Below are 14,806 nucleotides of genomic sequence, written 5' to 3' on the forward strand. Positions count from 1 at the left end.
TTTGAGGCCGTCCGGATCCGCATGACTTTTAAGCCGGATCGGACCCTGCCTCATATCGCACGGATTTCTCCATGACCGATCTTTCCCAAGGCAATGCCTTTCTTACCGGCTGGCTGACGGGCGTCTTCATCAAAACGGCGGCACCGATCGTCGCGATCACCACCGTCAGCGGCCTGTTCACCGTCGTCGACGCCTATTTCCTCGGCGCCTATGTCGGCCCGGACGCGCTCTCTGCCGTCAGCCTGATTTTCCCGGGGCTGATGCTACTGATCGCTCTGCAATCGTTGGTCTCGAACGGCATGGCGAGTATCCTCGCCCGCCGGCTGGGTGCCGGCAATCGCGATGGGGCACGTCGGGTGTTTGCCGGCGCGCATGCGCTGGCACTCGCCGTCACCCTCATCCTCAATCTGGTCTACTGGAGCGTGGGCCGACAGGTCATCGGTACCGGTGCTGCCGGCAATGCCACTGTTACCCATGGCGCGATGCTGTTCATGGGCGCGATGATCGCTTTTGCGCCGATCAGTTTCTTCCTATCGCTGCATCTCGACGCATTGCGCTGCGAAGGCAAGATCGGCTTCATGACGCTGGTGACGCTGTCGGCCTCGCTGCTCAACATCCTCGCCAATTGGCTGTTCATGGCGGTGATGCATTGGGGCGTGCTCGGTTCGGCGGTCGGCTCCATCGCGTCGCAATTCGTCTGCCTCGCAGCCGTGCTCGCCTATCGCTGGCGCCGGCCGGCGGCACTGAGGCCTTTCCCGGGGTTGGCTCTCGCCGAATGGCGCGGCATCGTCGCCTTCGGCGCGCCGATGAGCCTCGGTTTCATCGGCATATCGCTGGCCTCGGCCGCCATTCTAATCAACGTCTCGCTCTGGAGCGCGCATGACTATGTCGCGACGGTGGCCGCCTACGGCATCATCACCCGGATCATGACCTTCACCTATCTGCCGCTGCTCGGACTCAGCATCGCGCTGCAGACGATTGCCGGCAACAATCACGGTGCCGGCCTCGGGCTGCGCGTCGGCCGCAGCCTGCAGATCGCCATGCTCGCAGCACTCGTCTATTGCACCCTGGTGGAGATCACCGTCGAATTGCTGGCTAGCCGCCTCGGTGCGGTCTTCGTCACCGATCCGGCGATCATCGCCGAGGTCAGGCGAATTCTGCCCTGGACGATCGGCGCCTATTTTCTCTTCGGGCAGATGCTGATCCTGTCGTCCTATTTCCAGTCGATCGGCGATGCGCCGCGCGCTGCGATCTTCGGTCTGTCGCGGCCCTATCTGCTCACCCTGCCGCTCACCTTCCTGCTGCCCTTCGTCTTCGGTGAACAGGGAATCTGGATGGTGCCGGTCTTTGCCGAGGCAGGCATGTTCATCCTTGCTTTCCTGGTGCTGTCGCAGAACGCGAAACGCCGCGGCTTGCGTTATGGGCTTCTGCCCGTCTAGAGCAATTCCAGTAAAAGTGCGCAGCGGTTTTGTGTCCGGAATTGCGCAAAACAAAGATTTAGACGGAAAAGCCGCGCTCCGGAGCGCGGCTTTTGCCGATTGTCGGCTATTCCTTGCCATTCGAAGCGGCCGATGTCGCAGCTTCCGCCTCATTCAACGCCTCGGCGCATTCCTGGCAGCAGACTTCGACAGTCTTGCCGCCGAGCTTGACGGTGATGGTCTCCGCGCCGAGTTCGCAGTCGCAGGCAGCGCATGTGGTGTTCTTCATCTGGTGATCCTCCTGTTGGTCGTCCCCGGATCGGGACAGGCTCATAAGATCATCGAAGACCGCATTGCCGCTGTCGAAATCTTTAGCGATCGACCCCGCATAATTCCTTAAATCGGGATCGATTTAAGGAATTATTCGGGGATTCAAAGTGCTACAGCGTCCTTTGCGCGTCTGAAAAGACGCGCGGCGCTGTAGGCTTTCACCTGCGCCGCAGCTGCGCCGAACGCTGGAATTCGGCCGGAGTCTGCCCGAAGGACTGCTTGAAGGAAGCGCTGAAATGGCTGTGGCTGGAAAAGCCGAGATCGAGACCGAGCGCGGTCAGATCCTCATACTGGCCGAGCAGATCGAGTGCACGGGCAAGCCGCAGCCGCAATTGGTAGCGGTAAAGTGGCGTCGCCTCGACCTGTTGGAAGACTTGGGTGAGGTAAACCGGCGAGACGCCCACTTCTGAGGCGATTTCTGAAAGTGTCCAGCGCCGCGCGAGATCGGAGGAAAGCACCAGCTTTGCCCGGTCGACGAGTTTCTGCCGGCCGGCGCTGGCGCCCGCCGCATGCGATGTGCGCTCGCCGAGCGAGCGGCGCACCAGCGTCAGCGCCAATATTTCGGCCTCCAGCGTCTCGGCGACGTTGCGCCGCAAACCATGACGCAGGAGCGCGACCAGCGCCTGCGCGCGTGGATCGATCCGCCGGCGCTGGCGGCGGAAGGAAAAGACCTCGCCGGGCTGCGCCTGCTCCTTCGGCGTAAGCTCTTCGAGCATGGTCTGGTCGATCGCCAAATCGATGCAGGCGTCGCCACCCTCGATAGGGTGGCTGATTCGATATCCCTGGCCGGCATTGAAGAACAGGACCTGATTGGCTTCGGCCACCGTATCATTGCGGCCGACATGCCGCATGAAGACGCCGCGATAGGGATAGACGAGGCTCGTCCTGTGGGCGCATTCCTCGTCGCTCCTGTGGCGGCATTCGCCATTGCAGACGATGTCACGAATGGTGACCGTCTTCGTTTTCAGAAGCGGTGCCGTTGAGAACTGCGACATTGCATATTCCGTATCAGACTGGCCAGAACCGACAGTACTTATAACAGCACTTTAGTAACGGCTGTAGACATGAACATCGCTTTCCGTCTGCCCCCTGGAAAGGCCGATATCCTTCAGCTGTTCGTCGGAAAGCTCCATCAACGCATTCAGGTTGCGTCGTTCGTTTATTTTGCGCGCCAGCCAGCGGGCTGCCGTGATGACTGCAAGAAGCAAGCCGGGTCGGATATGACGCGAAGAGCGAATATTCCGGGCCGGTATCGTGAAATTCGAGCTGTACATGGTGATCCTCCATCCGTGTTTGGATGGAGGCAGTGAACCATCAGCGGCAGTTTCGCGCTGTCAGATTATTTAGCGATCTGAGGACGCCTTCACGCCTTCAGCAGCCACTCATGCTCGGCGGCATTGTGGAATTTCCAGATCCGCTGCGGGCCGGCCATGACGTTGAGGTAATAGAGATCATAGCCATGGCAGGCAGCGCAGGGGTGGTAGCCCTTCGGCACCAGCGTCACATCGCCGTCCTCGATCGCCATCGCTTCGTCGAGCGAGCGGTCGTCGGTGTAGACGCGCTGGAAGCCGAACCCCTGCGGCGGGTTGAGGCGATGGTAATAGGTCTCTTCCAGGAAGCTTTCGTTCGGCAGGTCGTCCTGGTCGTGCTTGTGCGGCGGATAGGAGGAGGTGTGGCCGCCTGGCGTGATCACCTCGACGACGAGCAGCGAATGCGCCGAGCTGTCGTCTTCCGGCATGATATTGTTGACATAGCGCACGTTCGTGCCCTTGCCGCGCGTCACCTGCGGATGCGTGCCGGGCGGGATTGCCTTTGCCTGATAGGTACCGCCGCCGGGCGCCGAGCAGACGGCGAGTTCCAGGTCGGTCTCCGCCGTCACCGACCACGTCGATTCCATCGGGATGTAGAGCGCATGCGGCGCACCATCGAACGGGCTCATGCGACCGCCGAGCGTGCCGAAATCCTTGGTGCCGGCAGATGCCTTGCCCTTGCCGGTTACCCAGACGAGGCAGACTTCGCGATCGCCCGTCTCTCCCGAAACGGTCTCGCCCGGCTTCATCCGATGCAGATCGAAGCCGACATAGGTCCATCCGGCATTTTCCGGAGTGACATGCGTGACACGGCCGCGCGTGCCGGACGGTTTCACCTTGAGATTTGGCATTGGTGTTTTCCTCGTAAGTTGGCGGGTGCGGCTCCCTCATCCGGCTGCCGCCACCTTTCTCCCCGAGGGGAGAAGCGACATGCCGCGCCCTTTCCGTTCCTCTTCTCCCCACCGGGGAGAAGCTGCCCGGAGGGCGGATGAGAGGGCTTCTTGCTCCAGCGGTCCGGAAAGGCGAGCCCCTTGTGGGAGGACGCCCGGACAACCAGGCTTTACGACCCCTTGGGGAAGCCTTCCGTTTCCACGGTATAGCCAGCAGCCGTCATGACGCGCATCAACTCGGCGTGACCGATCTCGGCCATTTTCTGCGGAGGGGCCTTGCGCGGATCCTGTTCGGCCTCGACGACGAACCAGCCTTCATAGCCGTGATCGGCCAGCCGCTGGACGATGGCACCGAAATCGAGCGAGCCGTCGCCCGGCACGGTGAAGGCGCCAAGTGCCACCGCATCGAGGAAGGACTGCCGGCTGCGGTCCAGCCCATCCACGACAGGCTTGCGGATATCCTTGACGTGAACATGGTTGATACGGGCGTGGTGGTTCTCGATGGCGCGCAACACGTCGCCGCCGGCAAAAGCAAGATGCCCGGCATCAAGCAGCAGCGGAATACCTTCGCCCGAGTAACGCATGAAGGCGTCGAGTTCCGGCTCGGTTTCGACGACGGCGGCCATGTGATGGTGATAGGAAAGCGGCATGCCCTGCTCGGCGCACCATTCCCCGAATTCCGTGACACGGCGCGCATAGGCCTTCATCTCGTCATCGGAGAGGCGCGGCTTGGTCGCGAGCGGCTTGGAACGGTCGCCCTGGATCGAGCGGCCGACTTCGCCATAAACGATGCAAGGCGCATTGACCGCCTTGAACAGCGAGATCATCGGCGCGATGCGGTCCTTGTTGGCGGAAAGCTCCTCATTGACCAGCGTGCCGGAGAACCAGCCGCCGCATAGCGTCACGTCGGCGGCGCGCAGGATCGGGAGCATCTCTTCCGGATTGCTAGGGAAACGGCGGCCTTGCTCCATGCCGGTGAAACCGGCGCTGCGCGATTGCCGCAGGCATTCCTCGAGGGACACATCGTCGCTAAGCTCAGGAAGATCGTCGTTCCACCACGCGATGGGCGACATGCCGAGTTTGGCCTTCATCAACATTCTCCTTAAAAGCATTGCGGAAGAGCGGCTCCGCTCTTCCGAAAAATGACGGCGATAATTAGCCGATGCGCTGGGCGGCGCGTGCTTCGACGTAGCCCTTGCGCGCTTCGTTGACCTGTTCGCGCGAGCTGACCTCAGGCACCGCGACATCCCACCAGTGGCCGCCGGCCTCCGTGGTAACAAGCGGATCGGTGTCGATGACGAAGACCGAGGTCCGGTCGTTCTTCTTCGAGTCGGCGATCGCCTGCTCCAGCTCGGCGATCGAGGCGACCTTGACGGCGATGGCGCCCATGCTTTCGGCATGCGCCCGGAAATCGATCTCCGGCATCACCTCGTGATAGGAGTCCTTCAGCAGATTGTTAAAGTTGGCGCCGCCGGTTCCCATCTGCAGCCGGTTGATGCAACCATAACCGCGATTGTCGAGCACGACGATATTGAGCTTGAGGCCAAGCATGACCGAGGTGGCAAGCTCGGAATTCATCATCATGTAGGAACCGTCGCCGACCATGACGACGACATCCCGTTCAGGATGCGCCATCTTGGCGCCGAGCCCGCCGGCGATCTCGTAACCCATGCAGGAAAAGCCGTATTCCATGTGATAGCTGCCCGGCGCCGTCGCCGGCCAGAGCTTGTGCAATTCGCCGGGAAGGCCGCCCGCAGCGCAAAGCACCGTCGTATTCTCGCCGCCGAGCGTGCGAGCCACCGCGCCGATCACTTGGGCATCGGAGGGCAGGGCGGCATTGGTCGTCGCCATCGCCTTGGCAGCGGCCTCCATCCAGACCTTCTTCTCCGCAGTCGCCTTCTCGGCGAGTGCGGCCGGCGCCTTCCAGCCCGAAAGCCCTGCCGAAAGCGCCTTCAACCCTTCGCGGGCGTCGGTCACCAGCGGATGGCTGTCGTGCTTCACTGCGTCATAGGCGGCGATGTTGAGGCCGATCATCTTCAGGCTGTCGTTCTTGAACAGCGCCCAGGAGCCGGTGGTAAAATCCTGGCAGCGTGTGCCGACGGCAATGACAAGATCCGTCTCTTCGGCGATCGCATTGGCCGCCGACGTGCCGGTGACGCCGACCGAGCCGAGTGCCAGCGGATGGGTCTCGTTGATCGCCGACTTGCCGGCCTGGGTGACGACGACGGGAACGCCATGCGCCTCGGCAAAGGCAGCAAGCTCCTTCGTCGCCTGCGAATAAAGCACGCCGCCGCCGGCAACGATCACCGGCTTCTGCGACGCCTTGATCAGTGCGATGGCATTCGCCAGTTCGTCCGCATCCGGCTGCGGCCGGCGGGTCATCCAGACTTTTTCATCGAACAGGCTTTCCGGATAATCGTAGGCTTCTGCCTGGACGTCCTGGCAGAGCGACAATGTCACCGGGCCGCAATCGAGCGGGTCGGTCAGGACCTGCATGGCGCGCTTCAGCGCCGTAATGATCTGCTCGGGCCGGGTGATGCGGTCGAAATAGCGCGAAACCGAACGGAATGCATCATTGGCTGAAACCGTGCCGTCGCCGAAATCTTCGATCTGCTGCAGCACCGGATCCGGCGCGCGGTTGGCGAAGACATCGCCCGGCAGGAAGAGAACGGGAATACGATTGACATGCGCCACGCCGGCGGCCGTCACCATGTTCAGCGCGCCGGGGCCGATCGAACTCGTGCAGGCCATGAAGCGCGTGCGGAAATTCGCCTTGGCATAGGCGATCGCGGCATGCGCCATGCCCTGTTCATTGTGGGCGCGATAGGTCGTCAATTCGCCGCGCACCTGATAGAGCGCCTCGCCGATGCCGGCGACGTTGCCGTGACCGAAGATCGCCCAGACGCCACCGAAGATCGGCACCTTTTTGCCGTCGACGATCGTCATCTGTACTTTCAGGAAATGCGCGACGGCCTGCGCCATCGTCAACCGTATCGTCTTGCCCATCGGGTCCTCCCGGACTTTTGACTCTCTATCTGTTTTCCCCTTCCCAACTCCTCTCCACAAGGGGAGGGGCTAACCTGCCGGGCTCTCTACATTCTCGCCGCAACGTCTTGTCCAAAAGGACGCTCGTTCACGGCGTGAGATAGTGCCCCAAGTTAAGTCCCTCCCACCTTATGGGGAGGAGTTGGGGAGGGGTCTCAATTCGGTTTCTACTGATGTCCGCGGGTCTTCAGCCACGCCTCCGTCAGTTGCCGGAAGCGACCGGCCATGTCGGCGATCGCCTCCTCGTCGTTCATTTCGCCCGAAAGCCAGGCGCGTGCCGGATCGGCAAAGATCGTTCGGCCGACGGCGAAACCCTTTACGGAGGGAGCCGCCAGCGTCGCCTCGAAGCAGGAGATCAGCTCGTCGGCGGGCGCCTCGAGCCCCAAGAGCACGATACCGCGGCACCATGGATCATTTTTGGCGATCACCGCATCGATCTTTTTCCAGGCTTCACGGGATGCCTGCGGCTCGAGCTTCCACCAGTCCGGCTTGATGCCGAGCGCATAGAGCTCCTCCAGCGCGGTCGCAATAGTATCGTCGGTGAGCGGCCCGTTCTTACCGGCGATGATCTCCACCAGCAGCTCGCGCCCGACTTTGCGGGCAGCCTCGAACAGCGTGCGCAGCTTCTCCTGCTGCTCCGTCTTCAATTCAGCCGGATCGTCGGGATGATAGAAGCACAGGCACTTGATGCAATGAGCGAGTGGCCATTCCACCAGCTGCGAGCCGATATCCTGGCTGAATTCGAAGCGCAGCGGCTTCGAGCCCGGCAATTCCACCGGCCGGCCGATCCAGGAGAAATTCTTCGTCGCCGCATCGAAGAAGGCGTCGCGGCCGAAACGTTCGTCGATCAGCATGCCGTAGCCGTCGCGGCCGTTCGAAACCCGCGCCGCTGCCGCGACTGCCAGCCGCTTGAAGGCGACGATCTTCTCGTGGCCGACGCCGAGTTCATCGGCGACGCTGACGAGCTGCGAACGATGGTCGATCGCCAGTGCCATCAAAAGCGGGATTTCGCCGCGCCGGGTTGATGCCCAATGAATATGGTTCATCTCCTCGTCCTTGCGCAGCGCCCGATGTTTGCTGCCGGTCGTCAGGAAGAAGTCGAGTTCCGCCCAGGTCGGATATTCCGGCGAGCAGAGCAGTCGGGAGACCGCGAAGGCGCCGCAGGCATTGGCCCAGGTGGCGCAGGTCTTCAGAGGCTCGTCGCGCAGGAAGCCGCGCAGGAAGCCGGACATGAAGGCGTCGCCGGCGCCAAGTACGTTGAAGACTTCGATCGGGAAACCCTGGCCGATGATGCCGGCTTCAAGATCGTCGGCGATCGGCCCGTCATAGACGATGCAGCCCATGGCGCCGCGCTTGAGCACGATCGTCGCCGGCGAAAGGCGGCGGATCTCCTTCAGCGCGCCGAGCACATCGTCGGCGCCGGACGCGATCAGGATTTCCTCTTCGGTGCCGACGATGAGATCGCAATCCGGCAGCGTCTCCTTCATCTTCGAGGAGACCCGGTCGGATTTCACGTAGCGCTCGAAGCCTTCCGCATGGCCGGCAAGGCCCCAGAGATTCGGCCGGTAATCGATGTCGAAGATCACCTTGCGGCCGTTTGCCTTGGCGATTCGGATAGCCTTGCGCTGGGCGGCCTCGGTATTCGGCCGCGAGAAATGCGTGCCGGAAACGAGAACGGCGCGCGACGATCTGATGAAATCTTCGTCGATATCGCCTTCATCGAGCGCCATGTCGGCGCAGTCCGACCGATAGAAGATCATCGGCGACACGCCCTCTGCCTCGACCGCAAGCAGCACCAGCGCCGTCAGCCGCTCCTTGTCGGTGACGATGCCGTCTGTCGCCACACCTTCGCGCGCCGACTGCTCGCGGATGAAGCGTCCCATTTGTTCGTCGCCGACGCGGGTGATGAGGCCAGATTTGAGGCCGAGCCGTGCCGTGCCGATGGCGATATTGGCCGGGCAGCCGCCAACGGACTTGGCGAAGGAGCCGATATCCTCCAGCCGCGAACCGATCTGCTGGCCGTAAAGATCGACCGAGGAACGGCCGATGGTTATCACATCAAGCGCCGGCTCCGGCTGTGAACCCGGATTCGATTGTACCATGATGTCCTCCCGCTAGATTTTGCGCGGCTTCCAGTGCCTGCGAATTTTCAATAATGAAACATTGGTTCCGATATTTTGTCAATTCGGAATGTTTATTCCATTTTGCCTTTTACAGGTTTCGACTGTTGATGCTTGCGCCGGCGCTCGGCAATTGCAACCGGCAGTGCCATGGTGAGCGCCATCGAGGCCGAAAGCGAGCGGAAGCCGGCGAAATCGGCTTCCGCCACCTCGAACCAGTGCGTGGCGCAGGCGGCAAGCGGCGAGAAGGCCGAATCGGTGATCGCGATGACGGGGACGCCGCGGTCGGCAAGCTCCTGGCTCTGGTTGAGGCTGTCGGCCGCGTAGGGCGAAAAGCTCGCCGCGATCGCCGCATCCTTCGGTGTTGCGAACTGCACCATCTCAGGGTCAACGCCGTTCGGCGAGGCGACGATCTGGTGGCGGATGTTGAGCTTGGAAAAAGCGTAGGTCATGTGCGCCGTCAGCGGATAGGAGCGCCGTTTGGCGATCAGATAGATCGTCTCGGCGTTAGCAAGGATATCCACGGCTTTGGTGAAAGTATCGCTCTGCACCGTCGCCGCCAGCCGATTGACCGACTGGTTTGCCGCGGCGATGAAGCCGGAGAGCAGATTGGCGTCCTCATCGTCGCCGCTCGATTGCTCCAGCGTAACGAGGCGCTCTTCGTAGCTTAGCGTCCGGTCGCGCAATCTTTCGCGAAAGATGCTCTGCAGGTCGGAAAACCCTCCATAACCCAGATGATGCGCCAGGCGCACCAGCGTCGAGGGCTGGACGTCGGAGGCGGCCGCGATGCTCGCCGTCGTGCCAAAGGCGATCTCGTCGGGATTGCCGAGGGCGAAGGCGGCGACCTGCGCCAGCCGCTTCGGCATGTTCGCCTTGCGCTCGATGATGGTACTGCGCAGGCTCTCGAAATCGCGCGGTACGCGCGCGTGCCTCTGGGGATCGTTATCCATGCTTGCAGCTCGGGAGATGAAACAAATATTCCATATTATTGAACATAAACGATTTCAAACGGCACGGCTAATTGTTTTTAATCCCCTGTAATTGAAGGCTTTTGAACAGTTCCATTCGGGAATGGCGCAGAAATGCTTGTGAATAGGTCCCTTGTCAAAATGATCCAAATATTCCAAAAATCCGCGCGCAGCTCTGGAGGAGACGGAAATGAAGCCACTCGGCATCGGTTTGATCGGCACGGGTTATATGGGCAAGTGCCATGCGCTGGCGTGGAACGCGGTAAAGACGGTGTTCGGCGATGTCGAGCGTCCGCGTCTTGTGCATCTGGCCGAAGCCAATGCCGGGCTCGCTGAGACTCGTGCCGGTGAATTCGGTTTCGAGAAGGCGACGGCCGACTGGCGGGCGCTGATCGCCGACCCCGAGGTCGACGTCGTCTCCGTCACTACGCCCAATCAGTTCCACGCCGAGATGGCGATTGCTGCCCTTGAGGCCGGCAAGCATGTCTGGTGCGAAAAGCCGATGGCGCCGGCCTATGCCGATGCCGAGCGCATGCTGGAAACGGCGAAGCGATCCGGCAAGGTTGCCGCTCTTGGCTATAATTACATTCAGAATCCCGTCATGCGGCATATCAGGACGCTGATTGGCGAGGGCGCCATCGGCACGGTCAATCATATCCGCGTCGAGATGGACGAGGATTTCATGGCCGATCCCGATGTCTTCTTTTATTGGAAGAGCGAGCTTTCCGCCGGCTACGGCGCGCTCGACGATTTCGCCGTGCACCCGCTGTCGCTGCTCTGGTATCTCTTCGGCCATGTGGAGGCCGTCATAACGGATATGGTAAAACCCTATGCCGACCGCCCGCTGAGCGAGGGTGGTCGCCGTGCCGTCGAAAACCACGATGGCGCCAACGTGCTGATGCGGCTTGGCGGCGGCATCTCAGCCGTGTTGATGGCGAATCGCGCCGCCTGGGGTCGTAAGGGCCGCATCGCCATGCAGATTTTCGGCTCGAAGGGCTCGATCGTCTACGATCAGGAGCGCATGAACGAATTCGAACTCTATCAGGCCGAGGGTCGCGGCTCCGAACAGGGTTTCCGCAAGATACTGGCGGCACCCGCTCATCGGCCTTATGATCGGTTCATTCCAGCGCCCGGCCATGGCCTCGGCTTCAACGATCTGAAGATCATCGAATGCCGCGAGCTGATCCGGGCAATTTCAGGCGGACCGTCGTCGATCGTGACATTCGAAGACGGTCTCAGGATAGAGAAGTCGGTACATGCCATGGCACAGTCCTTCCACGAGCGCCGCTGGATCGAGATCGCCTGAATGTAAGAGGCCGCTTTCCGTTGACGGCGCACGGGCTACTGCATAATCCCTGAAATCGAAATCGATTTCAGGGATTATGCAGAAACTCAAAATGCGACAGCGTCGTTCGCGCGTCTGAAAGACGCGCGGCGGTGTAGGGGATAGGCCTTGGCGTGGTTGTCGGGCGCAGCTTCAGGAGTGAGATCGTGACGGATAGACTGGTGATCATCGGCGCGGGACAGGCCGGTTTCGCATTGGCGGCCAAGCTGCGTGCGTTGAAGGATACGCGCCCGATCACCCTCATCGGCGCGGAAGACGTCGCGCCCTATCAGCGCCCGCCGCTTTCAAAGAAATACCTGCTCGGCGAAATGGCCTTCGACCGCCTACTGTTCCGTGCCGAGCATTGGTATGCGGACAATGACGTCGACCTTCGCCTGTCGACCTGGGCCGAGCAGATCAAGCCGGACAGCAAGCAGGTTCTGCTGCAGGACGGCTCCGTTCTTGATTACGGCACGCTGGCGCTGGCCACCGGCTCGACGCCGCGCCGGCTGCCGGCCGCAATCGGCGGCGATCTCGAAGGCGTCTATGTCGCCCGCGACAAGCGCGATGCAGACCTGCTTGCTGACGAGATGCGCCCCGGTCGCCGCGTCCTCATCATCGGCGGCGGTTATATCGGTCTCGAGGCGGCAGCCGTTGCCCGCCATCGCGGCCTGGAAGTCACCGTCATCGAGATGGCCGACCGCATCCTGCAGCGCGTCGCGGCGAAGGAGACCGCCGACATCATGCGCAGGATTCACGAGACCCATGACGTGGTGATCCGCGAGAAGACAGGGCTCAAGCATCTGGTCGGCAAGGATGGCCGTGTCGTTGGTGCCGCGCTTTCAGACGGATCGGTGATCGACATCGATTTCGCCGTCGTCGGCATCGGCGTCGCGCCGAACGACCAGCTCGCCAAGGAAGCCGGCCTCGAAGTCGCCAACGGCATTGTGGTCGACGAATTCGCCCGCACCTCCGATCCGGCGATCTTTGCGGCCGGTGATTGCGCCGCACTTCCCTGGGAGGGCGGCCGCATCAGGCTCGAATCGGTGCAGAACGCCGTCGACCAGGCCGAAGCAGCGGCGGCCGTCATCGCTGGCGGCAGCGAGCCTTATGCGCCGAAGCCGTGGTTCTGGTCCGACCAGTATGACGTCAAGCTGCAGATTGCCGGCTTCAATCTCGGCTATGACGAGACGCTGCTGCGCCCCGGCACCCGCGAAGGCGCCCATTCGGTCTGGTACTTCAGGGAAGGCCGGCTGATCGCCGTCGATGCGATCAACGACGCGAAAGCCTATGTGACCGGCAAAAAGCTGCTGGAATCCGGGACCAACCCCGATAAAACGATTCTCGCCGACCCTTCTGCTGACCTCAAGAGCCTGCTCGGCTGAGCTCGGCTTCTTCATCACGAGAACGAAGCGCGATCAAATTCCGCGGAACGCGGCAGGAAATGTGGACTGTTTGCGTAACCGGCCGAAATGCCAGCCGCTGCATTTCTTCTGGTGAAAACTCAAAAAACCCTTGCATTCACAGAGCGGTCGCCATAGTTAGGCCGCACCGGAGAGGTGGCCGAGTGGTCGAAGGCGCTCCCCTGCTAAGGGAGTATACGTCAAAAGCGTATCGTGGGTTCGAATCCCATCTTCTCCGCCATTCCGATTTCCTGAGTGTGCGTCGATCGTTAGTTTCCGGCAGGGAATCACGTTCGCTTAGTCGGCTAGGCCGGCGACGAAAAATCTCTCTGCCTTGAGCGAGAGAATCGCCTGCGGGAATCACCTCCCGCGCTCAAACCACCGGCAGGTGGCGAAATGGATCGGTGCACGTCCGGTTACGCTTTCGGCAATCCTGAATCCCCGCAAGAGCCGCATTTTGCCAAAAAAGTGTCACGAATGTGTCGCAGGGCGCATGTCCAATTCTTTGTTGGCTGGACCTAAGCCTCCGCAAAATCAGCGTTTTCTTAACAAAGCATAAAGGAAATCGAGGCTGGTTGCCCGACTTGTGTCCTTTCAGCAACAGAATGTCGGGAAGGCTCCCTCAAATCCCCCATCCGAGTAAGTTGGTGATTGCGTGACGGCTTCCGTCTTGTATTTTCAACCTCGGAAGCAAGGGCGACTGATCGTCCACTTCTTGAAACACGGGGATGGGGCAGGGAACGCTGCTCAGCGAAAGATCCCAAACCCGATCGAAACTTTGAATTGGAGGTCATTTATGAACATCAAGAGCCTTCTTCTCGGCTCCGCTGCTGCTCTCGCAGTAGTTTCCGGTGCTCAGGCTGCTGACGCTATCGTTGCTGCCGAACCGGAACCGGTTGAATATGTTCGCGTCTGCGACGCCTACGGCACCGGCTACTTCTACATCCCGGGCACTGAAACCTGCCTCAAGATCAACGGTTACATCCGTTTCCAGGTTAACGTTGGCGAAGACGTCGGCGGCGATTCGGACTGGGATGCCGTTACTCGCGGTCAGGTTCAGTTCACGGCCAAGAGCGACACCGAATATGGTCCGCTGACCGGCGTCATCGTCATGCAGTTCAATGCTGACAACGCCACGGTTCAGACGTCCAAGCTCGACTCCGCTTACCTCGACATCGCCGGCTTCCGCGCCGGTCTGTTCTACAGCTGGTGGGACGATGGCCTCTCCGGCGAAACCGACGACATCGGCTCGGTCGTAACGCTCCACAACTCGATCCGCTATCAGTATGAAACCAGCGATTTCTACGCTGGCATCAGCGTCGATGAACTGGAAGACGGCGTTTATCAGGGTGACGTGGATCCCGTCACCGGCCTCCTTGTTCCGAACGATGGTCCGAACAATGTCGGCGTTGCCGTTGGTATCGGTGGCAAGGCTGGTGCCTTCAGCTACCAGGTCACTGCCGGCTGGGACGTCGACAACGAAGACGGCGCTGTCCGTGCAATGGGTACGGTTGACATCGGTCCCGGTACGCTCGGCCTCGCTGCTGTGTACTCTTCCGGCCCGAACTCCTACTACTCGACGGCTGAATGGGCAGTTGCTGCCGAATACGCCATCAAGGCAACCGACAAGCTGAAAATCACCCCGGGTGTTCAGTACTACGCCAACTACATCGGCGGTGCCAGCGCGTTTGACACCGTTCCTACCGATTACGACGGTGCCGGTGATGCATGGAAGGTCGGTCTGACCGTTGATTACCAGATCGTCGACAACTTCTACGCCAAGGCTTCGGTTCAGTACCTCGATCCGGAAGATGCTGACGACTCCACGACGGGCTACTTCCGTCTGCNAGATGCTGACGACTCCACGACGGGCTACTTCCGTCTGCAGCGTTCGTTCTAATCTGATCTGACTTCGGTCAATCAGGAAAGCCCGGCTCTCGAGCCGGGCTTTTTGTATTTGGGCGAGACTGGCACGTTGTGCCAGCTGACCAGTGTCGA

At 61.0% G+C, this 14,806-nt stretch carries 12 protein-coding genes and 1 tRNA gene; 5 read left to right on the plus strand and 8 right to left on the minus strand.

Annotation, left to right across the window (positions count from 1 at the left end):
• Positions 1–71 precede the first annotated feature (71 nt).
• Positions 72–1,439, plus strand: coding sequence for an MATE family efflux transporter (locus BS629_RS25360; protein ID WP_018241379.1), 1,368 nt, complete (start codon positions 72–74; stop codon positions 1,437–1,439).
• Positions 1,440–1,545: 106 nt separating this feature from the next.
• On the opposite strand, the gene BS629_RS39340 is transcribed toward BS629_RS25360, so the two are convergent.
• The 8 genes from BS629_RS39340 to BS629_RS25395 all read right to left on the minus strand — a co-directional run bounded on the left by BS629_RS39340 (position 1,546) and on the right by BS629_RS25395 (position 10,063).
• Positions 1,546–1,707, minus strand: a complete 162-nt coding sequence (locus BS629_RS39340; RefSeq protein WP_018241380.1) for a hypothetical protein — start codon at positions 1,705–1,707, stop codon at positions 1,546–1,548.
• 199 nt (positions 1,708–1,906) lie between these two features.
• Complete coding sequence (locus BS629_RS25365; protein ID WP_018241381.1) at positions 1,907–2,743, minus strand: helix-turn-helix transcriptional regulator; 837 nt, start codon at positions 2,741–2,743, stop codon at positions 1,907–1,909.
• A 51-nt stretch (positions 2,744–2,794) separates the two neighbouring features.
• Complete coding sequence (locus BS629_RS25370) at positions 2,795–3,022, minus strand: DUF1127 domain-containing protein (protein WP_018241382.1); 228 nt, start codon at positions 3,020–3,022, stop codon at positions 2,795–2,797.
• 89 nt (positions 3,023–3,111) lie between these two features.
• Entirely contained in the window at positions 3,112–3,909 is a 798-nt protein-coding gene (gene iolB / locus BS629_RS25375) for a 5-deoxy-glucuronate isomerase (protein WP_018241383.1), read from the minus strand.
• 209 nt (positions 3,910–4,118) lie between these two features.
• Positions 4,119–5,039, minus strand: coding sequence for a myo-inosose-2 dehydratase (gene iolE, locus BS629_RS25380; protein WP_018241384.1), 921 nt, complete (start codon positions 5,037–5,039; stop codon positions 4,119–4,121).
• 64 nt (positions 5,040–5,103) lie between these two features.
• Positions 5,104–6,954: a 3D-(3,5/4)-trihydroxycyclohexane-1,2-dione acylhydrolase (decyclizing) gene (gene iolD, locus BS629_RS25385; RefSeq protein ID WP_026188335.1), complete on the minus strand. Its 1,851-nt coding sequence runs from the start codon at positions 6,952–6,954 to the stop codon at positions 5,104–5,106.
• Positions 6,955–7,160: 206 nt separating this feature from the next.
• Positions 7,161–9,095: a bifunctional 5-dehydro-2-deoxygluconokinase/5-dehydro-2-deoxyphosphogluconate aldolase gene (locus BS629_RS25390; RefSeq protein WP_018241386.1), complete on the minus strand. Its 1,935-nt coding sequence runs from the start codon at positions 9,093–9,095 to the stop codon at positions 7,161–7,163.
• A 92-nt stretch (positions 9,096–9,187) separates the two neighbouring features.
• Positions 9,188–10,063 carry a MurR/RpiR family transcriptional regulator gene (locus BS629_RS25395; protein ID WP_018241387.1) on the minus strand — a complete coding sequence of 292 codons (876 nt, stop codon included), beginning with the start codon at positions 10,061–10,063 and terminating at the stop codon, positions 9,188–9,190.
• 208 nt (positions 10,064–10,271) lie between these two features.
• On the opposite strand from BS629_RS25395, the gene BS629_RS25400 reads away from it, so the two are divergent.
• From BS629_RS25400 to BS629_RS25415, 4 genes are all read left to right on the plus strand, one after another.
• Positions 10,272–11,387 (plus strand): Gfo/Idh/MocA family protein, encoded by a 1,116-nt coding sequence (locus tag BS629_RS25400; RefSeq protein ID WP_018241388.1) that lies wholly within the window; start codon positions 10,272–10,274, stop codon positions 11,385–11,387.
• Between the two features lie 185 nt (positions 11,388–11,572).
• Positions 11,573–12,790: an NAD(P)/FAD-dependent oxidoreductase gene (locus tag BS629_RS25405; RefSeq protein WP_026188336.1), complete on the plus strand. Its 1,218-nt coding sequence runs from the start codon at positions 11,573–11,575 to the stop codon at positions 12,788–12,790.
• 168 nt (positions 12,791–12,958) lie between these two features.
• Positions 12,959–13,049 (plus strand) — tRNA-Ser (locus BS629_RS25410).
• Between the two features lie 555 nt (positions 13,050–13,604).
• Positions 13,605–14,708, plus strand: coding sequence for a porin (locus tag BS629_RS25415; protein ID WP_077988532.1), 1,104 nt, complete (start codon positions 13,605–13,607; stop codon positions 14,706–14,708).
• Positions 14,709–14,806 lie beyond the last annotated feature (98 nt).

The sequence above is a fragment of the Rhizobium leguminosarum bv. viciae USDA 2370 genome, assembly GCF_002008365.1.
Lineage (GTDB): Bacteria > Pseudomonadota > Alphaproteobacteria > Rhizobiales > Rhizobiaceae > Rhizobium > Rhizobium leguminosarum.

Excerpts from the sequence above, each read along its gene's own strand:
- BS629_RS25360 (WP_018241379.1), top strand. The coding sequence starts at position 72 with ATGACCGATCTTTCCCAAGGCAATGCCTTTCTTACCGGCTGGCTGACG.
- BS629_RS39340 (WP_018241380.1), bottom strand. The coding sequence starts at position 1,707 with ATGAAGAACACCACATGCGCTGCCTGCGACTGCGAACTCGGCGCGGAG.
- BS629_RS25365 (WP_018241381.1), bottom strand. The coding sequence starts at position 2,743 with ATGTCGCAGTTCTCAACGGCACCGCTTCTGAAAACGAAGACGGTCACC.
- BS629_RS25370 (WP_018241382.1), bottom strand. The coding sequence starts at position 3,022 with ATGTACAGCTCGAATTTCACGATACCGGCCCGGAATATTCGCTCTTCG.
- iolB (WP_018241383.1), bottom strand. The coding sequence starts at position 3,909 with ATGCCAAATCTCAAGGTGAAACCGTCCGGCACGCGCGGCCGTGTCACG.
- iolE (WP_018241384.1), bottom strand. The coding sequence starts at position 5,039 with ATGAAGGCCAAACTCGGCATGTCGCCCATCGCGTGGTGGAACGACGAT.
- iolD (WP_026188335.1), bottom strand. The coding sequence starts at position 6,954 with ATGGGCAAGACGATACGGTTGACGATGGCGCAGGCCGTCGCGCATTTC.
- BS629_RS25390 (WP_018241386.1), bottom strand. The coding sequence starts at position 9,095 with ATGGTACAATCGAATCCGGGTTCACAGCCGGAGCCGGCGCTTGATGTG.
- BS629_RS25395 (WP_018241387.1), bottom strand. The coding sequence starts at position 10,063 with ATGGATAACGATCCCCAGAGGCACGCGCGCGTACCGCGCGATTTCGAG.
- BS629_RS25400 (WP_018241388.1), top strand. The coding sequence starts at position 10,272 with ATGAAGCCACTCGGCATCGGTTTGATCGGCACGGGTTATATGGGCAAG.